Genomic DNA, 23,571 nt, shown 5'->3' with positions numbered 1-23,571 from the left:
TAGTGTTTCGGTGGTTATAGCGTGAGGGAAACGCCCGGTTACATTCCGAACCCGGAAGCTAAGCCTTACAGCGCCGATGGTACTGCAGGGGGGACCCTGTGGGAGAGTAGGACGCCGCCGAACTCCTTTTAGAGCTCCGGCTCTTGGGCCCACAGCCCAAGAGCCGGAGCTTTTTTGCGTTGAGGTAAGGTCAGGGGGCATCGTTGGCACGTTTCCCACAGGAGGCTCCCGGGTGGAGGTCCAGGAGACCCGCGTCCAGACGGACCGAGTCCTCACCATCCCCAACATCCTCAGCATGGCGCGTCTCGTCGGCGTGCCGGTCTTTCTGTGGCTGATTCTCAGGCCTGAGTTTGGTGGGCCCAAGAGTGACGGGTGGGCACTGTTGGTGCTTGCTCTGAGCGGAGTCAGTGACTACCTGGACGGCAAGCTCGCGCGGCGTTGGAACCAGATCAGCAGTCTCGGCCGGCTGCTCGATCCTGCAGCCGACCGGCTCTACATTCTCTCGACGTTGGTCGGCCTCACCTGGCGCGAGATTCTGCCATTGTGGTTGACCGCTGTACTTCTGGCGCGAGAGCTCGTCCTGTTGGTGATGGTGGGCATCCTCCGGCGGCACGGCTATCCGCCGCCGCAGGTGAACTTCCTGGGGAAGGCGGCCACCTTCAACCTGATGTACGCCTTCCCGTTGCTTCTGCTCAGTGACGGAACTGGATGGATCTCGTCACTCGCTGCTATTTTCGGATGGGCGTTCGCTGGATGGGGTACAACGCTCTACTGGTGGGCAGGAGTCCTCTACGTGGTACAAGTCCGCCGCCTCGTCCGCGCGGACGCCATGGCCGATTGAACTCGCCGATTGCTGCGGCCGTAGTGCCTGGATGGCCCTCGGCGGAAAAGTGCGGGATAATCTGGGCGGGTGAAGTCGGCTAGACCGTCGTCTCTTTGAGGAGGACGCTTCCGACATGAAGGCCGTCGTGATGGCCGGAGGTGAAGGCACACGCCTTCGCCCCATGACCTCAAGCATGCCCAAGCCGCTCCTGCCCGTGGCCAACCGCCCGATCATGGAGCATGTGCTACGGCTGCTCAAAAGGCATGGGCTGAACGAGACCGTCGTAACTGTCCAGTTCCTGGCCTCATTGGTCAAGAACTACTTCGGTGACGGCGAAGAGCTCGGAATGGAGCTCTCCTATGCCAACGAGGAGAAGCCGCTCGGTACCGCGGGAAGCGTCAAGAACGCCGAAGAGGCGTTGAAGGACGATGCCTTCCTCGTCATCTCCGGTGATGCCCTGACCGACTTCGACCTCACCGAGCTGATCAATTTCCACAAGGAAAAGGGGGCGCTCGTCACTGTTTGTCTGACGCGTGTGCCGAATCCACTGGAATTTGGTATCACGATCGTCGACGAAGAAGGAAAGGTCGAGCGCTTCCTTGAGAAGCCCACTTGGGGACAGGTCTTCTCCGACACCGTGAACACGGGCATCTATGTGATGGAGCCGGAGGTCTTCGACTATGTCGAACCCGACGTGCCCGTGGACTGGTCCGGGGATGTCTTTCCGCAGCTGATGAAGGAAGGCAAGCCGATCTACGGCTATGTCGCGGAAGGGTACTGGGAGGACGTCGGCACGCACGAGAGTTATGTGAAGGCGCAGGCCGACGTCCTGGAGGGCAGGGTCGACGTCGAGATCGACGGCTTCGAGATGTCCCCGGGGGTGTGGGTGGCCGAGGGTGCCGAGGTGCATCCCGACGCCGTGCTGCGCGGCCCGCTCTACATCGGCGACTACGCCAAGGTCGAAGCCAGTGCCGAAATTCGTGAGCACACCGTCGTCGGCTCGAACGTTGTCGTGAAGAGCGGCGCGTTTCTGCACAAGGCCGTTGTGCACGACAACGTGTACGTGGGGCAGCACAGCAATCTGCGCGGCTGCGTGGTCGGAAAGAACACCGACATCATGCGTGCCGCTCGGATCGAGGACGGCGCGGTCATCGGCGACGAGTGCCTCATCGGTGAAGAATCGATCGTGCAGGGCAATGTGCGGGTCTACCCGTTCAAGACCATCGAGGCCGGTGCCTTCGTCAACACCTCGGTCATCTGGGAGTCCAGGGGCCAGGCGCATCTGTTCGGCGCTCGCGGGGTGTCCGGCATCCTGAACGTGGAGATCACGCCCGAGCTCGCCGTGCGCCTGGCCGGTGCCTATGCGACGACTCTGAAGAAGGGCTCCACCGTCACCACGGCCCGCGACCACTCCCGTGGTGCTCGTGCGCTGAAGCGTGCGGTCATCTCCGCTCTGCAGGCCAGCGCAATCGACGTACGGGACCTGGAGAACGTACCGCTGCCCGTCGCCCGGCAGCAGACCGCGCGGGGCAGTGCCGGCGGGATCATGATCCGGACCACGCCCGGGGTGCCGGACTCGGTGGACATCATGTTCTTCGACGGGAACGGCGCCGATCTGTCGCAGGGCAGCCAGCGGAAGCTGGACCGGGTGTTCGCGCGGCAGGAGTACCGGCGTGCGTTCCCCGGGGAGATCGGCGACCTGCACTTCCCCGCCAGCGTCTTCGACTCGTACACCGGCTCGCTGTTGCGCAATGTCGACACGACCGGGATCAGCGAGTCCGGTCTGAAGGTCGTCGTCGACGCCTCGAACGGCAGCGCCGGGCTGGTCCTGCCCAGCCTGCTGGGCAAGCTCGGTGTGGACTCGCTGACCATCAATCCGGGGCTCGACGAGTCGCGGCCCACGGAGTCCGCCGATGTACGGCGGTCGGGGTTGGTGCGGCTCGGCGAGATCGTGGCGTCGTCGCGGGCCGCCTTCGGGGTCCGGTTCGACCCTGTGGGCGAGCGTTTGTCGCTGGTCGACGAGAAGGGGCGGATCGTCGAGGACGACCGGGCGCTGCTCGTCATGCTCGATCTCGTGGCCGCGGAGCGGCGCAGTGGCCGGGTGGCGCTGCCGGTGACCACGACGAGGATCGCCGAGCAGGTTGCGGCGTACCACGGGACGCAGGTGGAGTGGACGACGACGTCGCCAGACGATCTGACGAGGGTCGGAGGCGACGACTCGACCATTTTCGGCGGTGACGGCAAGGGCGGCTTCATCGTCCCGGAGTTCAGCAGTGTCTTCGACGGTACGGCTGCCTTCGTACGGTTGATCGGGCTGGTGGCGCGGACGCAGCTCACGCTCAGCCAGATCGACGCCCGGATTCCACGGGCGCACGTCCTCAAGCGGGATCTTGCGACTCCCTGGGCCGTCAAGGGACTCGTGATGCGGCGAGTGGTCGAGGCTGCCGAGGACCGTTTCGTGGACACCACCGACGGTGTGCGAGTGGTGGAGACCGACGGACGCTGGGTGATGGTGCTGCCCGATCCCGCCGAGGCCGTCACCCACCTGTGGGCGGAGGGGCCGGACGACGCCTCCGCCCAGGCGCTGCTCGACGAGTGGGCGGCGGTCGTGGACAGCGCCGGCCGCTGAAAAACGCAGCACGCGCGCGTGCCGGACAGGTCTCCCCAAGGGGGCCCGTCCGGCACGCCGGTGGGGCCATTCGGAGGTAGTGGTCGCGACATGCGACGATGTGCGGCATGCCGCAGCAGCCCCCCGTTCGGAGCACACCCACGCGCCCCTCGCGTCCGGACGCCTCCATGTCGCTGCTCACCAATGTCATGGACCACAGCCTGGACGACGGCTATGCCGAGGCGGCCGCAAGGAAGAAGGCCGCGGGCGACGGCGGTCTCCCGAAGACCCTTCAAGCCAAGATCGGCCTGGCCGGCGGGCTGGTGCTCGCGGCTCTCGTCGTGACGGTCGGGGCGGCACAGGCCCGGGTGGCGGCTCCCGTCGTCGCCAAGGAGCGTGAGGAACTGATCAGCCGCATCGACCGGGAGACCGCGGCGGCGGACAAGCTGGAGGGTTCCGTCGACAAGCTGCGCGACGACGTGAGTGCGCGCCAGCGGGAGGCCCTCAAGAAGACCGGCAGTGGAGACCAGTCGGAGCTGGTGGGGATTCTGTCGGGTGCCGTCGAAGTACACGGTCCCGGCGTGAAACTGGTCGTGAACGACGCCAAGGAAGCCACCAGCGGCGGCAATGGGAACCCCCGCGAGACGTCGGACTTCTCCGACACCGGCCGAGTGCGGGACCGCGACATGCAGCGCGTGGTCAACGGGCTGTGGGAGTCGGGGGCCGAGGCCGTCTCGATCAATGGCCAGCGGCTCACGGCGCTTTCGGCGATCAGGGCCGCCGGGGACGCGATACTGGTCGACAACAAGCCGCTGGTTCCGCCCTACACCGTGCTGGCCGTGGGGAACGGAAAGCAGCTGAGCAGCAGGTTCCAGAACAGCGCCGACGGGCTGTATCTGCACGCCCTGCAGGAGACCTACGGCATCCGGACCAGCATTTCCGTGGAAGGCGACCTCAGGCTGCCGGCCGCACCGAGTGTGATCGTACGTACAGCACAGCCGAAGACCGAGAAGACTGAGAAGGGCACATCGTGATCGCCGTACTGGGCCTCGTCGTGGGAGTCGTGGCCGGACTGTTGGTCCGGCCTGAGGTTCCGGCGGTCGTCGAGCCTTATCTGCCGATCGCCGTCGTCGCGGCGCTCGACGCCGTCTTCGGCGGTCTGCGGGCCATGCTCGACGGGATCTTCGACGACAAGGTCTTCGTGGTGTCGTTCCTGTCCAACGTGGTTGTGGCCGCGCTGATCGTGTTCCTGGGCGACAAGTTGGGTGTGGGTGCCCAGCTGTCCACCGGTGTGGTCGTGGTGCTCGGCATCCGTATCTTCTCGAACGCCGCGGCGATCCGCCGGCACGTGTTCCGGGCGTGAGGCCGATGAGCGACAACGAAGAGACGCCGGAGAACAGGCTGCGCAAGGAACTTCCGGAGGAGGTTCCCGCGACTGAGCCCGATGCGACGGCAGTTCCCGAGGAGACGCCGCCCTCTCTGACCGGGCGGCAGCGGCTGGTGCAGGGTCTCTGGCCGCCGCGCGTCACACGCGCCCAACTCATCGTCGCCGTCCTGCTGTTCGGCCTCGGTTTCGGGCTGGCCGTCCAGGTCGCCTCGAACAGCAACAGTGACAGCGCGCTGCGCGGTGCGCGCCAGGAAGATCTTGTTCGCATCCTGGATGAACTCGACGGCCGTACACAGCGTCTTGAGGACGAGAAGCAGGGACTGGAGAAGCAGCGCGACGAGCTGGAGAACAGCTCCGACCAGGCCGAGGAGGCTCGCAAGCAGACCGTCGAGAAGGAGAAGCAACTCGGCATTCTGGCGGGCACGGTGGCCGCGCAGGGGCCCGGCATCACGATGACGATCGAGGACACGAAGGGGTCGGTCAAGGCGGACATGCTGCTCGACGCGATCCAGGAGCTGCGCGCGGCCGGGGCAGAGGCGATCCAGGTGAACGACGTGCGCGTCGTTGCGAACACCTTCCTCACCGACTCCGGTAAGAGCGTGAGTGTCGACGGGAACAAGATCAACGCTCCCTTTCGTTTCAAGGTCATCGGCAAGCCCGCGGACCTGGAACCGGCGCTCAACATCCCTGGAGGCGTGGTGCAGACTCTGGAGAAGGAGCAGGCCACCGTCACCGTCGAGCGGTCGAACAAGATCGTCGTGGACGCCTTGCGAGCGGCGAAGCGGCCTGACTACGCTCGGTCGTCCTCCCAGTGAACCGGGGGTGCATGGGGGACGTCCGGCGAGGGCATGAGGTTGCGGGGGGTCGGCGCACCGAATGGGTGGTGCGTGGTGGAAACTGTCTGGTGGATACGGACGTTGTGAGGATGTCCGGGTCGGCCGGTGTATGCAATCAGGGTTCGTCCTGCCCCACGGGCGGGTCTGTTTCGGTCAAGGGGAATCGCCCGTGAAGTTGTTTGCGAAGTTGTTCGGCAAGAGCGCGCGAGAAGGTAGCGACAACGCGACCGCTCGCCATCGCGCACAGCCCGACGCAGAGGGCCAGCGCCCGCTGTTCCGGGACCAGGTCCATGGCCCGGGTGGTGACATTCCCGGAGGTCAGGGCGCGCCGTCTGTTGACCCTGCGCAGTCCGGCGGCATAGGTTTCGGACAACCGTCAACCTCAAGTACGGGTGGAGGGTTTTCCCCTATGTCGGCCCTGGTGTGTACGAGGTGCGGTAACCGCAACGCGGAGAACAGCCGCTTCTGCTCCAACTGCGGCGCGCCGCTGCGGGCGGGCGGCACGCCCGAGCGGCCGTCCGAGACGACGTCCACGATCTCGATTTCAGGCCTCGAGGCCTACGACGCCGAGGTCACCGGTCAGACGCAGATGCCGGCGCTCTCTCCCGAGGCGCAGGCGGCCGTCGACGCGCTGCCGCTGGGCTCCGCGCTCCTGGTTGTGCGCCGCGGCCCGAACTCGGGCAGCCGCTTCCTGCTGGACGGCGACCTGACGACGGCCGGGCGTCATCCGCAGAGCGACATCTTCCTGGACGACGTGACGGTCTCGCGCCGGCACGTGGAGTTCCGCCGCGGTTCGGACGGCTCGTTCACGGTGGCCGACGTGGGCAGTCTGAACGGCACGTACGTCAACCGCGAGAGGATCGACCAGGTCGCTCTCAACAACGGTGACGAGGTGCAGATCGGAAAGTACCGGCTGGTCTTCTACGCGAGCCAGCGGGGCTACTGACCCTTCCCCCAGACTCCGTCCGGGGGGACCCCAAGGGAATGTCCATGCTTCCAACACCGAGCGGCGGTGCCGGGCACGGCGCCGCCGCCACGGACAGCGGTCTGATGAGCATCGGCACGGTGCTGAACGTGCTGCGCGACGAGTTCCCCGAAGTCACCATCTCCAAGATCCGATTCCTGGAGTCGGAGGGGCTCATCGAGCCTCGGCGCACCCCGTCGGGGTATCGCAAGTTCAGCGCGGACGACGTCGAGCGCCTCGGTCATGTGCTGCGGATGCAGCGGGACCACTATCTGCCTCTCAAGGTGATCCGTGAGCATCTGGACGCCATGGCGCGCGGCGAGGCGGTCCCACTGCCCGTCGTGGGACGCCAGCGGGACGGTGAGGCCCTCCTGGAATCACCAGAGGGCCCGACCGCGGCTCGGATCGGGCGGGCCGAGCTGCTCGCGGCCGCCGGGATCGGCGAGCAGGAACTCGAGGAGTGGGAGTCGTACGGCCTGGTCGCGCCACTGCCGGACGGGGCGTACGACGCCGAGACGGTGACGGTGGCGTCGCTTGTCGTGGAACTCGGGCGGTTCGGGATCGAGCCGCGGCACCTGAGGGCCATGAAGGGCGCCGCCGACCGTGAGGCCGGGCTCGTCGACCAGGTGGTGGCCCCGCTGAAGCGCCATCGCAATCCGCAGACGAGGGCGCATGCCCAGGCGCGTACGAAGGAGCTGGCGGCGCTCACGGTGAAGCTGCACGCCGCTCTCGTTCAGACCGCGCTCGGCGTGCGACTGCCCTGAGTCGGGCGCGTTCGCGGAGGCCGGATCGGCCTCCCGTTCTCGGCTCGACTACCCAAACGTCCCGGGCAGGTCCTAGGGTTGCTGTGTGAACGAGCTCGATGTCGTAGGTGTCCGGGTCGAAATGCCCTCCAACCAACCGATCGTGCTCCTGCGTGAAGTGGGAGGCGACCGTTACCTCCCCATCTGGATCGGGCCGGGGGAGGCGACTGCCATTGCCTTCGCACAGCAGGGCATGGCCCCCGCACGACCGCTGACCCACGACCTGTTCAAGGACGTGCTGGAGGCCGTCGGTCAGGAGCTGACCGAAGTGCGCATCACGGATCTGCGGGAGGGCGTCTTCTACGCGGAGCTGGTCTTCGCCAGCGGGGTCGAAGTCAGTGCCCGTCCGTCCGACGCCATAGCGCTGGCCCTGCGTACCGGAACGCCGATCTACGGCAGCGACGGCGTGCTCGACGACGCAGGCATCGCGATCCCGGATGAGCAGGAGGACGAGGTGGAGAAGTTCCGCGAGTTCCTCGACCAGATCTCGCCGGAGGACTTCGGGACAAGCAGTCAGTGAGGCGCGGTCGGCCCGGCGGAGTCGGACTCCGCGGCGGGCCGGTGCGCGGCAGGTAACGGCTCAAATGCCGGCAATTGCCAACGGCGAGTGAGAGCGTCCTGCGGTTCCCTCCGAGCGCATTCGGCTAGCCTTTCCCCGCGGTTGGGTGCGGGAAACCACTCTTAGGGTGATTATCACTCGGCGTGCCGAGTGTGGCGATCGTTGACGCACCCCTGGTGACTGCCTACCGTCGAGATGGCAGGTCAAGGACGGAGGTCGGCGTGAGAAACAGCGGCGACGGTACGGCTGGGGGTGCCCCCGGACGTGGTCTCGGGGAGAGCGGTCCGTACCCGCTTCACGGCAGCGCGGCCGATCACGCTCCGCAGCGACCGACGGCCGTGCCGAGCAGCGGAGGGGCGGCGTCCATGGCGTCCGAGCAGATCGGCTATCGCGGTCCGACGGCCTGTGCGGCCGCCGGCATCACCTACCGGCAACTGGACTACTGGGCCCGTACCGGGCTCGTCGAGCCGAGTGTGCGGCCCGCCTACGGGTCGGGGACACAGCGGCTGTACAGCTTCCGGGACGTCGTCGTCCTGAAGATCGTCAAACGGTTCCTGGACACCGGTGTGTCGCTGCAGAACATCCGTACCGCGGTGGTGCACCTGCGTGAGCGGGGCTTCCGGGACCTGGAGCGCATGACGCTGATGAGCGACGGTGCCACGGTCTACGAGTGCACGTCGCCCGACGAGGTCCACGCGCTGCTGCAGGGCGGCCAGGGAATCTTCGGGATCGCCGTCGGTGTGGTGTGGCGCGACGTCGACAGTGCGCTCTCACAGCTGCACGGCGAGCGGATCGACACCGGCGAGACCCTGGTCGGGCACAACCCGGCGGACGAGCTGGCGCGGCGGCGGAACCGCGCGGTCTGAGCGCCTCTCGCAGGCGTCCCCGATGGTCGTACGGGGGCATTGTCAGTGGCGTAGGGCAGCATCGGAGATGTGAGAAACGCGCCCACGATCCTGCATCTCGACATGGATGCCTTCTACGCCTCGGCGGAGCAGGCATCCAAGCCGAGTCTGCGCGGGAAGGCCGTGATCGTGGGCGGGCTCGGGCCGCGCGGCGTGGTCGCCACCGCTTCGTACGAGGCGCGGGTCTTCGGGGTGAGGTCTGCGATGCCGATGGCGCAGGCGCGGCGGCTGGCACCGAACGCCGCGTATCTGGTGCCGCGCTTCGGGTTCTACCGGTCGATCAGCGAGCAGGTCATGGAACTGCTCCACTCGCTGTCGCCGCTGGTGGAGCCACTCAGCCTGGACGAGGCCTTCGTGGACCTGGAGGCTGGGGACGCGGCCTGGGACGCGGCGTCGGCGCGGCTGGTGGGGGAGAAGCTGCGTGCCGAGATACGGGCGGACACGGGACTCACGGGGTCCGTGGGCCTTGCTGCCTGCAAGATGCTCGCGAAGATCGCCTCCGAGGAGGCCAAACCGAACGGGCTGGTGCTGGTCGAGCCCGGGACCGAGCGGGCCAAGCTGGGACCGATGTCGGTGCGCATGCTGCCGGGGGTGGGACCGGCGACGGGGGACCATCTGCGGCGGGCCGGCATCACCACGGTCGACGAGATCGCCGAGGCCGGTGAGGACGAGCTCGTCCGGCTGCTCGGCAAGGCTCATGGGCACGCGTTGTACGCCATGGCGCTGGCGCACGACGACCGGCCCGTCGTGGCCGAGCGGGAGGCCAAGTCGGTGTCGGTCGAGGACACGTACGACGTGGACATTCACGACCGCGTGAGGGTGGGGATGGAGGTGCAGCGGCTGGCCGACCGGTGTGTACGCCGGCTGCGCGGTGCGGGGCTGTCGGGGCGGACCATCGTGCTGAAGGTGCGGCGGTACGACTTCTCGACACTGACTCGTTCCGAGACGTTGCGCGGGCCCACGGACGACCCGGCGGTGGTGCGGGAGGCTGCCGCCAGGCTGCTGGATTCGGTGGACACGACGGGCGGTGTGCGGCTGCTGGGGGTCGGGGTGAGCGGGCTGGCCGACTACACGCAGGAGGATCTGTTCGCGCAGGCCGCGGGGGAGGGGGCGGAACACTCGGCGGACGACACGGACGAGGAGCCCGTCGAGGAGCAGCAGGTGGTTGTCGAGCGGCGGTGGCCCTCGGGGCACGATGTGCGGCATGCCGAGTTCGGGCACGGGTGGGTGCAGGGGAGCGGGCTCGGGCGGGTGACCGTGCGGTTCGAGACGCCGGATTCGGGACCGGGGCGGGTGCGGACGTTTCGCACCGATGACCCGGAGCTGGAGCCGGCGGATCCGTTGCCCTTGGTGGAGGGAAGACCCGGGGCCTCCGTGCACGGGGTCGGCGCCTGACCGGGGACGGCGCTGGTCCGCGCGGGGGCTGGTGCGTCGGCCTCCGTGCACGAGGTCGGCGCCTGACCGGGGATGGCGCTGGTCCGCGCGGGGGCTGGTGCGTCCAGCTGCAAGGCGGAGGGGGCCGTGTCGATGAGCCGCGACCACTGCGGGCGACGCGGAACCGGGGTCCCTCACGCCCTTGAGGCCCTGGGGGAGTGCTTGCCATACCCCGCCACGGTGAGCTGATCCCGAGGACAGGGGCTAGGCGTCCGCGTCCTCCGTGCCCGCGAGCTTGCCGAAGTCGTGGTCCGGGAAGGGAGGAGGAGCGGTGATGTCGAGACCGTAGTGGTGGTAGAGCTGGAGCTCCTGTTCGGGGGAGAGATGACGGCCGACGCCGAAGTCGGGGGCGTCCTTGATCAGGGACCGGTCGAAGGGGACGTGGAGGGTGCCCTCGATCAGTTCGCTGGGCTCCAGGGGGACGAAGGCGTCCCGGGAGAACAGGCCGGTGCGTATGGCCGCCCACTCCGGCACGCCGGTCGCGTCGTCGAGGTAGACCTCGTCGATGGTGCCGAGCTTGGTGCCGTTGCGGTCGAACGCCTTGCGGCCGATCAGGTTGCGCGGATCGATGTCGGTCTGCACGGGCCCTCCACTTGGTCGCAACTCATCCGTAAGCACTACAAAAGAGCACATTGGGGATGGCGGCCACTCGAAGGATCGGATGGTGTGCTCGCTGGTAGGCTGGCGGCGGCTGCTGACCCCGTGCGGGAGAGTCCTCCAGACATCATCGGAGGCGCCGAAGGAGCAAATCCTCCCCGGAATCTCTCAGGCTCACGTACCGCGCGGACGAGGTCACTCTGGAAAGCAGGGCGGGTGTCGACGGCTCCCGCTCTCACCGACGGTGAAAGCCGGACGCCCTCGGGTGGTCCGGTGAAGCTCTCAGGTTTGAGATGACAGAGGGGGAGGCCGTCCGGGTACCCGTGCCGTGGTGCCCCTCGAAGGTCGTGTCAGACCAGGAGGCCTCCGCAATGACCGCCCATCGCACTCCGCTCTCCGAGCTCGAACAGGGCATCCCGTTCGAGCAGCGCCATATCGGGCCTGATCACGGGGCGCGGGCCAAGATGCTCGCCCACGTCGGATACGGCTCGCTGGACGAGCTCACCGCTGCCGCGGTGCCGGATGTGATCAAGAACGCAGATGCGCTGGACCTTCCGGGGGCGCGCACCGAGGCGGAGGTGCTGGCCGAGCTCCGGTCGCTCGCCGACCGGAACCAGGTGCTCGATTCCATGATCGGGCTCGGGTACTACGGGACCTTCACTCCGCCCGTCATCCTGCGCAACGTGATGGAGAATCCCGCCTGGTACACGGCCTACACGCCGTACCAGCCCGAGATCTCGCAGGGGCGGCTCGAGGCCCTGCTCAACTTCCAGACCATGGTCGCCGACCTGACCGGGCTGCCCACCTCCGGTGCCTCGCTGCTCGACGAGGGCACGGCCGCGGCCGAGGCGATGGCTCTGTCCCGGCGCATGGGCAGGAACAAGAAGGGCCTGTTCCTGATCGACGCGGACGTGCTGCCGCAGACCGTCGCCGTGATCGAGACCCGGGCCGAGCCGACGGGTGTGGAGGTCGTCGTCGCCGACCTCCGCGACGGAATTCCGGCCGAGGTCGCCGGGCGTGACATCAACGGCGTGCTCGTCCAGTACCCGGGCGCCTCCGGTGTCGTACGCGACATCAAGCCGGTCATCGACCAGGCGCACGAGCTGGGTGCGCTGGTCACCGTCGCCGCGGATCTGCTCGCGCTGACGCTGCTGAAGTCGCCCGGGGAGCTCGGTGCGGACATCGCGGTCGGGACCACGCAGCGCTTCGGTGTGCCGATGGGCTTCGGCGGGCCCCACGCGGGCTACATGGCGGTGCACGAGAAGTTCGCGCGCAGTCTGCCCGGGCGGCTGGTGGGTGTGTCCGTGGACGCGGACGGGCACAAGGCGTACCGGCTCGCGCTGCAGACCCGTGAGCAGCACATCCGGCGGGAGAAGGCCACCAGCAACATCTGCACGGCCCAGGTGCTGCTCGCCGTCATGGCGGGGATGTACGCCGTGTACCACGGGCCGGACGGGCTCAAGGCGATCGCGCAGCGCACCCACCGGTACGCCACGATCCTTGCCGCGGGCCTTCAGGCCGGTGGCGTCGAGGTCGTGTACGGCTCCTACTTCGACACGCTCACCGTGCGGGTGCCGGGCCGCGCCGCCGAGGTGGTGGCCGCCGCGCGGGAGAACGGCGTCAACCTTCACCTCGTCGACGCCGACCACGTGTCGTTCGCCTGCGACGAGACCACCGCGCGGGCCCAACTGGGCGCCGTGTGGACCGCGTTCGGGGTCGAGGGCGACATCGAGGCACTGGACACGTCGACCGAGGACTCCCTGTCCGCCGGTGTGCTGCGCACCGACGACTACCTGACCCACCCGGTCTTCCAGGAGCACCGGTCCGAGACAGCGATGCTGCGCTATCTGCGCAGGCTCGCCGACCGTGACTACGCACTCGACCGGGGCATGATCCCGCTGGGCTCCTGCACCATGAAGCTCAACGCGACCACCGAGATGGAGCCGGTCACCTGGCCCGAGTTCGGGCAGCTGCACCCCTTCGCGCCCGCCGAGCAGGCGCAGGGCTACCTCACGCTCATCCGAGAGCTGGAGGAGCGGCTCGCCGAGGTCACCGGGTACGACAAGGTGTCGCTGCAGCCCAACGCCGGATCACAGGGCGAGCTGGCCGGGCTGCTCGCCGTACGCGGATACCACCGGGCCAACGGGGACGAGCAGCGGACCGTGTGTCTGATTCCGTCGTCCGCGCACGGTACGAACGCCGCCAGCGCCGTGATGGCCGGGATGAAGGTCGTCGTCGTGAAGACCGCCGAGGACGGCGAGATCGACGTCGAGGACCTGCGGGCGAAGATCGAGCAGTACCGCGACGAGCTCGCGGTGCTGATGATCACGTACCCCTCCACGCACGGTGTCTTCGAGGAGCATGTCGCCGACATCTGCGCGCAGGTGCACGAGGCGGGTGGGCAGGTCTACGTCGACGGCGCCAACCTCAACGCCCTGGTGGGGCTCGCCAAGCCGGGTCACTTCGGCGGTGACGTCTCGCACCTCAACCTGCACAAGACCTTCTGCATCCCGCATGGTGGCGGCGGTCCGGGCGTCGGACCCGTCGGCGTGCGGGCGCACCTGGCGCCGTATCTGCCGAACCACCCGATGCAGCCGGCAGCCGGCCCGGAGACGGGCGTCGGGCCGATCTCGGCGGCCCCCTGGGGTTCCGCGGGGATCCTGCCGATCTCGTGGGCGTACGTCCGGCTCATGGGCGGCGAGGGGCTGAAGCGGGCCACGCAGGTGGCCGTGCTGAGTGCCAACTACATCGCCAAGCGGCTGGAGCCCCACTACCCCGTGCTCTACAACGGTCCGGGCGGGCTGGTCGCGCACGAGTGCATCATCGATCTGCGGCCGCTGACCAAGGCGACCGGCGTGAGCGTGGACGACGTCGCCAAGCGGCTGATCGACTACGGCTTCCACGCGCCGACGATGTCGTTCCCGGTGGCCGGCACGCTGATGATCGAGCCGACCGAGTCCGAGGACCTGATCGAGCTGGACCGGTTCTGCGAGGCGATGATCGCCATCCGTGCGGAGATCGACAAGGTCGGCGCGGGCGAGTGGCCGGCCGAGGACAACCCGCTCCGCGGCGCGCCGCACACCGCCGCCGCGCTCGGTGGGGAGTGGGAGCACGCCTACACGCGTGCGGAGGCCGTCTTCCCTTCCGGGGTGGCGGCCGCCGACAAGTACTGGCCGCCGGTGCGCCGGATCGACCAGGCCTTCGGTGACCGGAACCTGGTGTGCTCGTGCCCGCCGCTGGACGCGTACGACGACTGACACAGTGGCAGTGGACGAGGGCCCCGCTTCGGCGGGGCCCTTTCCCGTTACGCCGTCGCGAGTGAGATCTCCGTCGACTTGATCAGGGCCACGACGGGTGTGCCGGCGGTCAGGTCGAGGTCCGTGACGGCGTCCTTGGTGATCGCGGAGGTGAGTTCGCCGCCGTCGACGGCGATCTTCACGGAGGCCATCGCGCCGCCGGTGGCCACGTCGGTGACCGTGCCGGGGAGCTGGTTGCGGATGGACAGGCCCTCGACCGGGGCGGTGGCCAGGGACACCTCGGTCGACTTCACCAGGGCGCGTACTGCGGTGCCGGCGGCGAGGCCGAGTTCCTCGGCGGACTCCAGGGTGATAGCTGCGGTGATGTCCTGGCCGCCGTTGAGGCGGACCTTGACGGTGGCCATGACCGCGCCGGGGGTGATGCCGGTGACCGTCCCGGGGATCTGGTTGCGGATGCTCAGGCTCATGGGGCTGGTGGGGCTCGTGGGGTTCATGGGGGACGCCTCGCAGGGGGTGGGGATTGGGGCTTGGTGCCCGGGGCCACCGTAGTCCTGCTGGGGTGTTATGCCCGGTATGGCCAACAGGTCGACGCGAGTGCGCTCCCTCTGGCTTCTGCGGGGAGGAGGCCGTCGGTCCTGGTTCGTGGTCAGGTGCGGTCGATGTGCACGTTGGTTGACTTCACCCGGGCGGTGGCCTCCATGCCGACTTCGAGGCCGAGTTCCTCGACGGCCTCCCGGGTGAGCAGTGAGACCAGGCGGTGGGGGCCTGCCTGGATCTCGACCTGCGCCGCCACGTCGCCGAGTTTGATCGCGGTGACGATGCCCGGGAAGGCGTTGCGGACCGAGGTGTAGGAGGTCTCCTCCTCGGCACTGCCGGCCTTGGCGAGTTCGACGGAGAAGGCGGCCAGGTCCCGGCCCTCGATGAGCCGTCGTCCGCCCTCGTCGCGATGGGTGGCCACCCGGCCGGCGTCCGCCCAGCGGCGCGCGGTGTCAGGGCTGACGCCGAGCAGCCGTGCTGCCTGGCCGATTGTGTAGCTCTGCATGCGGTCACGATAGGGCCGGGAACGTGCCCTGGTGGACGTGGGGTTGAGGGTTGGGTGTAACGCGATATAGCGTTAGTGCCGTGACGGGGAATCGGGGTGTGGGTATGTCGGCTGAGCCTTCACGCGGCGGCGGAGCGTCGCTCGATCTGCGGGCCTCGCATGCGGACCGGGACCGGGTGGTGGACGTGCTCCGCGTCGCTGCGGGGGACGGTCGGCTGACCCCGGAGGAGTTGGACGAGCGCCTTGAGGCGGCTCTGTCCGCCCGCACGATGGGGGAGCTCGTCGTACTGACGACGGATCTGCCGGCGGTCGCCGACGGGGTCGTGGGCGAGGCGGAGGACATGGACCGCATCGATCAGAAGGGCGGTTCGGCGCGGCGCGGCGATCAGTGGGTGGTGCCGCGGCGGCTGGAGATCGAGTCCGAGTGGGGTGATGTGACACTCGACTTCACCGGCGCGGTGATCACGCACGACACTCTGCACATCGACCTCGACATGCGGGGTGGAGCGCTGCGGCTGGTGACGCGGCCGGGCGTGGTGGTGGACACCGGCTCGCTGGTGACCGAGTACGCCAAGATCAAGACACGTCCGGAAGACGGCCAGGGCGTGCCGGTGGCGCTGCGCGTGGTGCTGGGCGGACGTAAGAGCTTCGGCCGGGTGGTCGTACGACCGCAGCGGCGCGGTTTCGTCAGGAGAGACCCGACGCCCTGAGCACCGCCTGCGCGGTCTCGTCGTCGATGCGGTGGCCGAGCGTCCGCAGCACGTCCGTGCCCTGGCGCAGGGCGGCGCTCAAGCGAGCGGCGCATGCCGGTGTCGAGTTCGTGCCACACCAGTGGATCGGCGACCGGGACGCGGGGGTCGAGTTCCAGGCGGTGGCCTTCGGCGTCGCGCAGGACCAGGTGCGAGGAGGCGCCGCTGAACTGGCCCACGCAGACCAGGGCGTCCGTACGGACCATACGGCGACGGGTCGTGCCGCGTGCCACGGGCCGGCCCGGGCCTGCTGTGACCCGGGGCGGGAGCAGGACGGACGGTGAAGACGGCTGCCGAGAGTGCGGCGTCGTCGTGGCTGGTCGCGCAGTTCCCCGCGCCCCTCGGGGGCGCCCCCAAGGGGCGCCAACGCTGCGCAGTCGTGCGTGGTTTCAGCCTGTGTGGACGCGTGGCCTGCGGGCCCGGTCCGGTTCCGCCTCGCGCAGGACCTCGCGGGTGACCGGGGCGACCTCGCCCTGGCCGAAGAGGAAGAAGCGGAGGAAGTTGGCGAAGGGGGTGCCCTCGGTCCACTCGAAGTAGATGTGCGGGGTGCAGTTGGTGGTGTCGCGGACGTGCAGGAGCAGGGCGGCCAGCGCGTTCGGGATGGAGGAGGATTCCAGGGTCAGCACCCGGAAGCGGTTGTGCAGGACCTCTCCGCGTACCGTCAGGCCCGCCTCGAACTCGGAGGGGTCGACGACCGTGACCTCGACGAAGACGAAGTCCTCGCCAGGAATGTCGTTGTCGTTCTGGATCTGCTCGATCTTGTCGCGGTACTCGGCCTTGTCCCGCTGGTCCGGCTCGTTGGCGATGAAGCGGATCTTGCGGCTGGCCATGTCCCGGATGAATCGTTCCGCCATGCCGTCCAGCGTCACGCTGGTGACACGCAGCTCGAAGGCGCGGGCCAGCCGGGACAGCAGGGAGACCAGGATGATGCCGGCGATGAAGCAGGCGCCGATCTTGACGCCGTCGGGGCGCTCGACGACGTTCGCGACGGTGACGTAGAGCAGGACCGCGGACACGGCCGCGAAGCCGATGGTCCAGCCCCGCTGCTGGGCGCGGCGGGCCGCGATGGTCACCGCGATCGCCGCCGAGGACATCAGGACCAGGACGCCGGTGGCGTAGGCGCCGCCCTGGGCGTCCACGCTGGCGTTGAAGATCCAGGTGACCAGGAAGGCGATCAGGGTGAAGACGATGACCATCGGGCGGACGGCGCGGGCCCAGTGCGGGGCCATGCCGTATCGGGGCAGGTAGCGGGGCATCAGGTTGAGCAGGCCGGCCATGGCGGAGGCGCCGGCGAACCAGAGGATGGCGATGGTCGAGACGTCGTAGACCGTGCCGAAGGCGTTGCCCAGGTATTCGTGCGAGAGGTAGGCGAGGGCGCGTCCGTTGGCCTGGCCGCCGGACTTGAACTCCTTCGCCGGGATCAGCACGGTGGTGATGAAGCTCGTGGCGATCAGGAACACGCTCATGATCAGTGCGGCGGCCGTGAGGAGCTTCTTCGTGTCGCGGATGCGGCCCTTGGGGTTCTCCTCCGTGTCGCCCGGGTCGCCCTGGACGTGTGGCATGACCGCGACGCCGGTCTCGAAGCCGGACAGGCCCAGCGCGAGCTTCGGGAAGACCAGCAGGGAGACCCCGATCATGGCGAAGACATTGCCGTGCTCGGTGGTCAGGGCACTGGTCCAGTCGGTGACCACGTGGCCCGCGGTGATCACGTGCCAGAAGCCGACGGCCACGACGACGACGTTGAGCCCGAGATAGACCACCACCAGGGCGACCGCGACGCCGATCGCCTCCAGGAAGCCCTTGAGGAACACCGCGCCGAGCAGGGCCACCAGGATCAGGGTGATGATCATCTGCTGGCCGTGCAGGGTGCTCTGCAGATGCGGGTTCTCGACCAGGTGGGTCGACGCGTCCGCCGCCGACAGGGTGATGGTGATCAGGAAGTCGGTGGCGGCGAAGCCGAGGAGGGTCAGGACGAACAGCTTGCCCTTCCAGAACGACAGCAGCCGCTCCAGCATCGCGATCGAGCCCTCGCCGTGCGGACTCTCCTCCGCCACGCGGCGGTACACCGGAAGCGCGCCCGCCAAGGTGACGACGACGAGCACCAAGGTGGCGACCGGGGAGAGCAGGCCGGCCGCGAGTGCGGCGATGCCGGGCTGGTAGCCGAGGGTGGAGAAGTAGTCGACGCCGGTCAGGCACATCACGCGGTACCAGCGCTGCCCCTTGTGGGCGGGCTCCGGCTGGGCGTGCGGTGCCTGCTGGACGCCCTTGCCCATGTCGGACAGGCCCTCCAGCATCCAGGCGCGCAGGCGACTGGGAGGCGGGTGCTCGGTCGTGGCCATCGGCGTGCTCCTGATGTGCGGCTCAGCGTGTGGATTCCGGCCATCACGCGGACGGCGGCACCAGCGTAAGCGGAGAGTGACGCATGGGCCCACGGATGAGGGGGGCGACGGCGTCAAGCTTCCGTTAAGACTCGCTGCTCGACTGGAGTGGCGCCCAGGACGGGCGCTTATGGAGTGGTTGACGATGGTTTGAGCCATCTGGGGGAGGGGAGTTCGATGATCGGGGACGGATACCCAGCGTCATGGCGGGCGTGGGATGCCGGGACGGTGCACGGGCCGGTCGTGCCGTGGGTCCACGTTTGGTGGGTGATCCCCGCCGAAACGGACGAAGGACGCCGTCACACGCCCCGAACTCCTCTGCTCCGCAAGGAATTTGCGGCTTTGGTGCATCCGGGGCAGGGCTCGGGTGCGTGGTGGCTCAGAGGTCCGTGAGGCGCGCTTCTTCGAGGTCCAACGACCGTTGCAGCCTCCTGCGCGTCGTGTCGCTGATGGCGTGTTCGTCGTACAGCCGCTGGAGCTCCACTGCCTCGAAGGCGATGACGTCGCGGCGCAGCTGGCGGTAGACCAGGTCGGCGGATTCGGCGGGGGCGGTCCGGCCGGTGTGGTCGGTGTGGTCGGTGAGGCGGTCGCGGGCGTCGTCGAGGCGGGCGGTGAGGCCGCGGCGGAGGCGGTCGAGAACGACGTCGGGGACGGCCTCCAGCTCCGAGAGTTCCTCCAGCCGGCGGATGCCCGCGTCGGCGAGACGGCAGCGGGCCGCGGCCTCCTCGCGCTCGGTGTGGTCGGGTTCGAGGGCGATGCCGGAGCGGCGGACCACGGAGGCCAGAGTGAAGCCCTGGACGACGAGGGTGATGACCACGACCGAGGTGGTCAGGACCAGGACCAGGGGGCGGTCCGCCAGCGCCGAGCCGCTCTTCGCGGTCTCCGGGATGGAGAGCGCCGCGGCCAGGGGGACCACGCCCCGGGTACCGGCCCAGGTCAGCACCATCGGGACGCGCCAGTTCATGGGGCGGATGCCGCCCTTGCGCTGTACCACCGCCGACAGCGGGGCCAGCCACAGCAGTCGTACGGCGATCAGCGTGCCGGCGACCGCGAGCGCGTACAGGGGCCACGCCCGGTCGCTGTCGGACAGCGCCCGCACCTGGGCGGGCAGGGCGAGGCCGATGAGGGAGAACACCACGCTCTCCAGCAGGAACACCACGGTGCCGTACACCGCGTGCAGCTGGAGCCGGATGCGTGCGTTGGTGAGCTTCTCGCCCCGTCCCCCGAGGATGACTCCGGCCACCACGACCGAGGTGACGCCGGAGGTGTGGGCCGCCTCGGCCAGGACGTAGGCGGCGTACGGCGTGACCAGGGCGATCACCGTCTCAAGGACCGGATCCTCGGTGCGCCGCCGGATGAGTGTGACGATGTAGGCCACGACCGCCCCGATCAGCGTGCCGCCGCCCGCCAGTACGGCGAACTCGCCGCCCGCCGCGCCCCAGTTCGCTGCCGCGGACGCCACGGCCACGCTCACCGCGACCCGGTACAGGACCAGCGAGGTGGCGTCGTTGAACAGGCTCTCCGCCTGGACCAGGACCTGGACCCTGGGCGGCAGGGCGAGGCGTCTGCCGAGTGCCGTGACCGCCACCGGGTCGGTGCTGGCCAGGACCGCGCCCAGCACGAAGGCCATCCGCCACGACAGCGGAGTCACCAGCGAGGCCACCGCGCCGACCGCCGCCGCCGACGCCAGGACCAGGCCGATCGCGAGGATTCCGACGGGCTGCCACACCGCGCGCAGCTCGCGCCAGGACAAATCCTCCGCGCTCGCGTACAGCAGCGGCGGCAGTACGACCAGGCCGATGATCTCGGGGCTGATCTCGATCTCGGGGGTGCCCGGCAGCAGGGCAACGGCGAGGCCGGCGACGACCAGGAGGGACGGTGCGGGGATGCGCCGGCGGCGCGCGAAGGTCGCCACGACGGTCGCCAGTACGACCAGTGCGAGTACCGTGCCCACGCTGCGCATGCCGTCCCCCTGGAGCCTTCACGGGAGCCACCGTGGCTCCCGGCCGACCAGACTTCCCGGCACACCGCTTTCACCCTATCCGTCCCACGTACGTCAAGACAGGGGCGGAGCCGGTCAGGGGTTGGCGGCGGACGCTGTTGGCATGTTCTTGGCGAAATCTTGGATCCTGGGCGGTGCTCCGCCGGAACTGCCCTCGCGACCTGCGGCGTTCTGCCTGATGTGACGTCGACTCTCCCCCTCTGCATACTGCCCGGCCAGAGATCGCAGCACATGGTGATCTGCGGCGACGACGCTCTCGCGCACCGGCTCGCCGTCGAACTGGACGCCGTGTGCGGCGAGATCGTCACCGTCGTGCTGCCGTCCGTGAGCGACGAGCGCGGCGCGCAGATCGCCGCGCTGCACGGCGACCCGGACTCCCCGGTGGAGGTGCACGTCTCCGTCCGCCCCGACGAGCGGGCCCTGCGGGCCGCGGGTGTCGAGCGGGCCGCCGCGCTCGCCCTGACCTACCGGGACGACCAGGTCAACATGACCGCGGCGCTGCTCGCCCGGACCATCAACCCCTCGGTGCGGCTGGTCGTCCGTATGTTCAACCGCGAGCGAGGCCGCCATCTGGAGCGGCTGCTGGACCGGGCGGCGGGACTGTGCGACGACCCCGCCCAGGACACCTCCACCACGGTGCTCTCCGACGCCGACACCGCCGTACCGGAACTCGTGGCGGCCGCCGCCGTGGGCCACGGCCACACCCTCCAGGTCGAGGGCAAGGTGTTCCGCGGTGTCGTACGGCCCGCGGGGTCCCCGTCGAACGCCACCGACCTGGCCACCCTCGCCGTCCTGTCCGGCGCCCACCAGGACGACCCGGCCAGCCAGGACAGCGCGGAGACGCCCGGCGAGGAGGGCACCCAGCTGCTGCCCGACACCCGGACCGCCCACCACCGCCAGGTCACGCACGGCCGGCTGATACTGCAGGAGGTCACCCACCTCGCCTCCGAAACGGCCGCCTGCGCCCGCCGCCTCCACCCTCGCCGATGGCTGCGGGCCCGTCTCGCCCATCTGCCGTGGAAGGTCTTCCTGTCCCACCAACTCGCGGCCGTCTACGGGGCGTTGACGGCCGTCGTGCTCGCGCTCGCAACGGCCACCGCGCTCTTCGCCGACGAGCACCCGTGGTGGAAGAACTTCTACCTGCCGCTGCTGGACATCTTCACCATGGGGGACCCGGCCACCGAGGAGTCGGTCGCCCGCCGAATCCTCCAACTACTGGCTGGTTTCGTCGGTTTGGCCGTGCTTCCGCTCGTCGTCGCCGCGACCATGAACGCCACCGATGCCTTCCGCACCGCCTCGGCGAGCCATCCGCCCGAGGACGACGTCAGCGGCCACATCGTCCTGGTCGGACTGGGGATGGTCGGCACCCGGGTACTGGACCGGCTGCGCGCCACCGACCACCAGGTGGTGGCCATCGAGCGCGACCCGCACGCCCGCGGCATCGCACTCGCCCGCCAACTCGGCGTACCGCTGATCCTGGAGGACGCCACGGCCCCGGGCGTACTCGAACTGGCCCGCATCCGGCAGAGCAGCTCGCTGCTCGTCCTCACCCGAGACGACGGCCAGAACCTCGACATCGTCATGGCCGTGCGGGAGACCAACCCCGCCGTGCGGGTGGTGACACGCCTGTACGACGACGCGTTCGCGGCCACCGTCCAGCGCACCCTGCGCGCCTCCTACCCGGACGCCCTCACCCGGAGCAGAAGCGTTTCCGCGCTGGCTGCTCCCTCGTTCGCCGCCGCGATGATGGGCCGCCATGTGCTGGGGGTGATGCCGGTGGAGCGGGGCTCGCTGCTGTTCACCTGCGTGGACGTGGCCGGGCACCGCGAGTTGGAGGGGCGCACCGTGCACGAGGCCTTCCGGGAGAACGAGTGGCGGGTGCTGGCCGTCGGGACCGCCGCCGGTCCGCTCCCCGCGTCGGCGGCCGTGGAGGGAGTCACCGAACCGCATCCCGGCCGGACGGATTTCGACTGGCGTCCCGCGCAGGGACGGATCCTGCGGGCAGGCGACCGTGTGGTCCTCGCGACGACGCGGCGCGGCCTGGACATCCTGATGACGGGCGTGCAGCCGCCTTCCGCGGACCGGCGGCAGTAGCTGCGGCCAGGCGATCCGCGGGATGTGCCGAAGGGCGACTCCCTCGCCGGGCCGCGCTGCACCATGGATCGCCTGCGGCATCGTCGTGGCTGTTCGCCCCCGCGCCGGAGCCGCAGATCGCAAAGACCCGTGCTCCTTCAGGGCGCTGCCGAGCCGCTCGGGGCACCGTCACCTCAGGTCGGAGACCCGGAACACCGTCTCGGCCGTCTCGCGCTCCACCTGCTCCGAGAGCCGGTCCAGCGCGGTGTTCCCGCACAGCAGGGTGCCCAAGGCCGGCGACGTCCCGGCATCCTCGCGCAACCGGTGCCGGAGGTCGGGATTGCGGACGAGGACCCCGGGGTCGAGTGCGACGCGCTCGCCGAAGGCGTCCCGGAGCACCGGGCGCTGGGTGATCCCGTCGAGGCCGGATCCGTGCCGTCGCGCGTCGTCGCGGTGTCCCATGGGCAAGACGGTAAGAGACCTTACGACGTGGGGGAATGGACCTTGACGGGACCCGTACGGCCCAGCCGTCCTTCTTGGCGGCGCCGCAACGTGGACCTGCCGTAGCCAGGGGGCGTGCGCCGAAGGACCGGCGCGGTGATCTTCTGGCTGCGCTTCTGTCTGCTCTGCCCCGGGACGCCTCCGACCTGCGGCGCTCGTACGGCCGACAGGGTTCCGTCAAAGGCGCGCGGAGCGCCGTGTGGGAGCCGTCAACGGAGCTCGTCTCGGCTGCGAAGCCTGTTTCCTCCAACCGTCCCTGTCCGACCGAACCCCTCCACGAGTTCACGATGGCCGATCTGGCCTTCGTCGTCGCCACGATCGCGTGCTTCGCGCTGGTGGCCCTCGTCGCCAGGGGGGTGACGAAGCGGTGACCGCCGAGAACATCGCCGGCCTGGTCGTGGCCGCCGCCCTGCTGGGTTATCTCGTCCTCGCCCTGATCTGGCCAAGGGCTGACCGGGTCGCGAGAAGCGAGCGGGTGCGGTCGGCAGGTGCGTCGGCACGGAGTGGTCGTGGCCCCCGACGGGGTCGTGGCCCCGGTGTCGGCCAGACGTACGCGACGACGTCCGAGGCGCACCGGCGCGTTGGACGTGGCACCGGGGGCATGGGCGCGTTCGTCATGCTTGGGTTCGGCGCGCAGTGCAGTGGCGCCGCAT

At 69.2% G+C, this 23,571-nt stretch carries 21 protein-coding genes, 1 rRNA gene, 1 pseudogene and 1 riboswitch; of the genes and pseudogenes, 17 read left to right on the top strand and 6 right to left on the bottom strand.

What is annotated here, in order from left to right; genetic code table 11:
• Positions 1–6: 6 nt before the first annotated feature.
• From rrf to LJ657_RS44420, 11 genes are all read left to right on the top strand, one after another.
• Positions 7–123: ribosomal RNA gene (gene rrf, locus LJ657_RS44470) — 5S ribosomal RNA — on the top strand.
• A gap of 109 nt (positions 124–232) precedes the next feature.
• Positions 233–841: a cardiolipin synthase ClsA gene (gene clsA / locus LJ657_RS44465; protein WP_232655417.1), complete on the top strand. Its 609-nt coding sequence runs from the start codon at positions 233–235 to the stop codon at positions 839–841.
• Between the two features lie 115 nt (positions 842–956).
• On the top strand, positions 957–3,452 hold the full coding sequence (locus LJ657_RS44460) for a mannose-1-phosphate guanyltransferase (RefSeq protein WP_232655416.1): 2,496 nt from the start codon (positions 957–959) through the stop codon (positions 3,450–3,452).
• Positions 3,453–3,559: 107 nt separating this feature from the next.
• A complete protein-coding gene (locus LJ657_RS44455) occupies positions 3,560–4,465 on the top strand; it encodes a DUF881 domain-containing protein (RefSeq protein WP_232655415.1) in 906 nt (301 codons plus the stop codon).
• On the top strand, positions 4,462–4,794 hold the full coding sequence (locus tag LJ657_RS44450) for a small basic family protein (RefSeq protein ID WP_003988855.1): 333 nt from the start codon (positions 4,462–4,464) through the stop codon (positions 4,792–4,794). The genes LJ657_RS44455 and LJ657_RS44450 overlap by 4 nt, the downstream gene beginning before the upstream one ends.
• Before the next feature lie 5 nt (positions 4,795–4,799).
• Positions 4,800–5,633 carry a DUF881 domain-containing protein gene (locus tag LJ657_RS44445; protein WP_232655414.1) on the top strand — a complete coding sequence of 278 codons (834 nt, stop codon included), beginning with the start codon at positions 4,800–4,802 and terminating at the stop codon, positions 5,631–5,633.
• 61 nt (positions 5,634–5,694) lie between these two features.
• Positions 5,695–6,600, top strand: a complete 906-nt coding sequence (locus LJ657_RS44440) for an FHA domain-containing protein (protein ID WP_232655413.1) — start codon at positions 5,695–5,697, stop codon at positions 6,598–6,600.
• Between the two features lie 44 nt (positions 6,601–6,644).
• The gene (gene ftsR / locus LJ657_RS44435; RefSeq protein ID WP_232655412.1) at positions 6,645–7,382 is read left to right on the top strand and encodes a transcriptional regulator FtsR; all 738 of its coding nucleotides are present in this window, start codon (positions 6,645–6,647) and stop codon (positions 7,380–7,382) included.
• Positions 7,383–7,467: 85 nt separating this feature from the next.
• Positions 7,468–7,941, top strand: coding sequence for a bifunctional nuclease family protein (locus LJ657_RS44430; protein WP_004002801.1), 474 nt, complete (start codon positions 7,468–7,470; stop codon positions 7,939–7,941).
• A 260-nt stretch (positions 7,942–8,201) separates the two neighbouring features.
• A complete protein-coding gene (locus tag LJ657_RS44425; protein WP_232655411.1) occupies positions 8,202–8,846 on the top strand; it encodes a MerR family transcriptional regulator in 645 nt (214 codons plus the stop codon).
• A gap of 69 nt (positions 8,847–8,915) precedes the next feature.
• Entirely contained in the window at positions 8,916–10,280 is a 1,365-nt protein-coding gene (locus tag LJ657_RS44420; protein WP_372488063.1) for a DNA polymerase IV, read from the top strand.
• Between the two features lie 243 nt (positions 10,281–10,523).
• Here the strand turns inward: LJ657_RS44420 and LJ657_RS44415 are convergent, their stop codons facing one another.
• Positions 10,524–10,901: a PRC-barrel domain-containing protein gene (locus tag LJ657_RS44415; protein ID WP_232655410.1), complete on the bottom strand. Its 378-nt coding sequence runs from the start codon at positions 10,899–10,901 to the stop codon at positions 10,524–10,526.
• 113 nt (positions 10,902–11,014) lie between these two features.
• Positions 11,015–11,110, top strand: a riboswitch (glycine riboswitch).
• A gap of 177 nt (positions 11,111–11,287) precedes the next feature.
• On the opposite strand from LJ657_RS44415, the gene gcvP reads away from it, so the two are divergent.
• Positions 11,288–14,173: an aminomethyl-transferring glycine dehydrogenase gene (gene gcvP / locus LJ657_RS44410; RefSeq protein ID WP_232655409.1), complete on the top strand. Its 2,886-nt coding sequence runs from the start codon at positions 11,288–11,290 to the stop codon at positions 14,171–14,173.
• 47 nt (positions 14,174–14,220) lie between these two features.
• Here gcvP and LJ657_RS44405 read toward each other — a convergent pair whose 3' ends face one another.
• Both LJ657_RS44405 and LJ657_RS44400 read right to left on the bottom strand, forming a co-directional pair.
• Positions 14,221–14,640, bottom strand: coding sequence for a TOBE domain-containing protein (locus LJ657_RS44405; RefSeq protein WP_232655419.1), 420 nt, complete (start codon positions 14,638–14,640; stop codon positions 14,221–14,223).
• A gap of 179 nt (positions 14,641–14,819) precedes the next feature.
• Entirely contained in the window at positions 14,820–15,215 is a 396-nt protein-coding gene (locus tag LJ657_RS44400) for a TOBE domain-containing protein (protein ID WP_232655408.1), read from the bottom strand.
• A gap of 104 nt (positions 15,216–15,319) precedes the next feature.
• Between LJ657_RS44400 and LJ657_RS44395 the strand changes: the two genes are divergently transcribed.
• Positions 15,320–15,925 (top strand): DUF1707 SHOCT-like domain-containing protein, encoded by a 606-nt coding sequence (locus tag LJ657_RS44395; RefSeq protein WP_232655407.1) that lies wholly within the window; start codon positions 15,320–15,322, stop codon positions 15,923–15,925.
• 110 nt (positions 15,926–16,035) lie between these two features.
• Positions 16,036–16,248 carry a hypothetical protein gene (locus LJ657_RS44390; protein WP_232655406.1) on the top strand — a complete coding sequence of 71 codons (213 nt, stop codon included), beginning with the start codon at positions 16,036–16,038 and terminating at the stop codon, positions 16,246–16,248.
• Positions 16,249–16,353: 105 nt separating this feature from the next.
• Here the strand turns inward: LJ657_RS44390 and LJ657_RS44385 are convergent, their stop codons facing one another.
• Together LJ657_RS44385 and LJ657_RS44380 are read right to left on the bottom strand one after the other, a co-directional pair.
• Positions 16,354–18,303 (bottom strand): APC family permease, encoded by a 1,950-nt coding sequence (locus LJ657_RS44385; protein WP_232655405.1) that lies wholly within the window; start codon positions 18,301–18,303, stop codon positions 16,354–16,356.
• A gap of 418 nt (positions 18,304–18,721) precedes the next feature.
• Entirely contained in the window at positions 18,722–20,305 is a 1,584-nt protein-coding gene (locus LJ657_RS44380; RefSeq protein ID WP_232655404.1) for a Na+/H+ antiporter, read from the bottom strand.
• 270 nt (positions 20,306–20,575) lie between these two features.
• Between LJ657_RS44380 and LJ657_RS44375 the strand changes: the two genes are divergently transcribed.
• Positions 20,576–22,438, top strand: a complete 1,863-nt coding sequence (locus tag LJ657_RS44375) for an NAD-binding protein (protein WP_232655403.1) — start codon at positions 20,576–20,578, stop codon at positions 22,436–22,438.
• 168 nt (positions 22,439–22,606) lie between these two features.
• On the opposite strand, the gene LJ657_RS44370 is transcribed toward LJ657_RS44375, so the two are convergent.
• Positions 22,607–22,879 (bottom strand): hypothetical protein, encoded by a 273-nt coding sequence (locus LJ657_RS44370; RefSeq protein WP_232655402.1) that lies wholly within the window; start codon positions 22,877–22,879, stop codon positions 22,607–22,609.
• Positions 22,880–23,115: 236 nt separating this feature from the next.
• On the opposite strand from LJ657_RS44370, the gene LJ657_RS44365 reads away from it, so the two are divergent.
• A complete protein-coding gene (locus LJ657_RS44365; protein WP_232655401.1) occupies positions 23,116–23,289 on the top strand; it encodes a hypothetical protein in 174 nt (57 codons plus the stop codon).
• A pseudogene (locus LJ657_RS44360) lies at positions 23,286–23,363 on the top strand (K(+)-transporting ATPase subunit F); the annotation flags it as partial. The gene LJ657_RS44365 and the pseudogene LJ657_RS44360, both read left to right, overlap by 4 nt.
• Positions 23,364–23,571 lie beyond the last annotated feature (208 nt).

Source organism: Streptomyces guryensis, from assembly GCF_021261325.1.
GTDB lineage: Bacteria > Actinomycetota > Actinomycetes > Streptomycetales > Streptomycetaceae > Streptomyces > Streptomyces guryensis.
This window is presented reverse-complemented; position numbering and strand designations above follow the sequence as displayed.

Bases quoted from the DNA above. Each gene is read 5' to 3' on its own strand.
- LJ657_RS44460 (WP_232655416.1), top strand. From the start codon at position 957: ATGAAGGCCGTCGTGATGGCCGGAGGTGAAGGCACACGCCTTCGCCCC.
- LJ657_RS44455 (WP_232655415.1), top strand. From the start codon at position 3,560: ATGCCGCAGCAGCCCCCCGTTCGGAGCACACCCACGCGCCCCTCGCGT.
- LJ657_RS44445 (WP_232655414.1), top strand. From the start codon at position 4,800: ATGAGCGACAACGAAGAGACGCCGGAGAACAGGCTGCGCAAGGAACTT.
- LJ657_RS44440 (WP_232655413.1), top strand. From the start codon at position 5,695: ATGGGTGGTGCGTGGTGGAAACTGTCTGGTGGATACGGACGTTGTGAG.
- ftsR (WP_232655412.1), top strand. From the start codon at position 6,645: ATGCTTCCAACACCGAGCGGCGGTGCCGGGCACGGCGCCGCCGCCACG.
- gcvP (WP_232655409.1), top strand. From the start codon at position 11,288: ATGACCGCCCATCGCACTCCGCTCTCCGAGCTCGAACAGGGCATCCCG.
- LJ657_RS44405 (WP_232655419.1), bottom strand. From the start codon at position 14,640: ATGAGCCTGAGCATCCGCAACCAGATCCCCGGGACGGTCACCGGCATC.
- LJ657_RS44400 (WP_232655408.1), bottom strand. From the start codon at position 15,215: ATGCAGAGCTACACAATCGGCCAGGCAGCACGGCTGCTCGGCGTCAGC.
- LJ657_RS44395 (WP_232655407.1), top strand. From the start codon at position 15,320: ATGTCGGCTGAGCCTTCACGCGGCGGCGGAGCGTCGCTCGATCTGCGG.
- LJ657_RS44385 (WP_232655405.1), bottom strand. From the start codon at position 18,303: ATGGCCACGACCGAGCACCCGCCTCCCAGTCGCCTGCGCGCCTGGATG.
- LJ657_RS44380 (WP_232655404.1), bottom strand. From the start codon at position 20,305: ATGCGCAGCGTGGGCACGGTACTCGCACTGGTCGTACTGGCGACCGTC.
- LJ657_RS44375 (WP_232655403.1), top strand. From the start codon at position 20,576: ATGGTGATCTGCGGCGACGACGCTCTCGCGCACCGGCTCGCCGTCGAA.
- LJ657_RS44370 (WP_232655402.1), bottom strand. From the start codon at position 22,879: ATGGGACACCGCGACGACGCGCGACGGCACGGATCCGGCCTCGACGGG.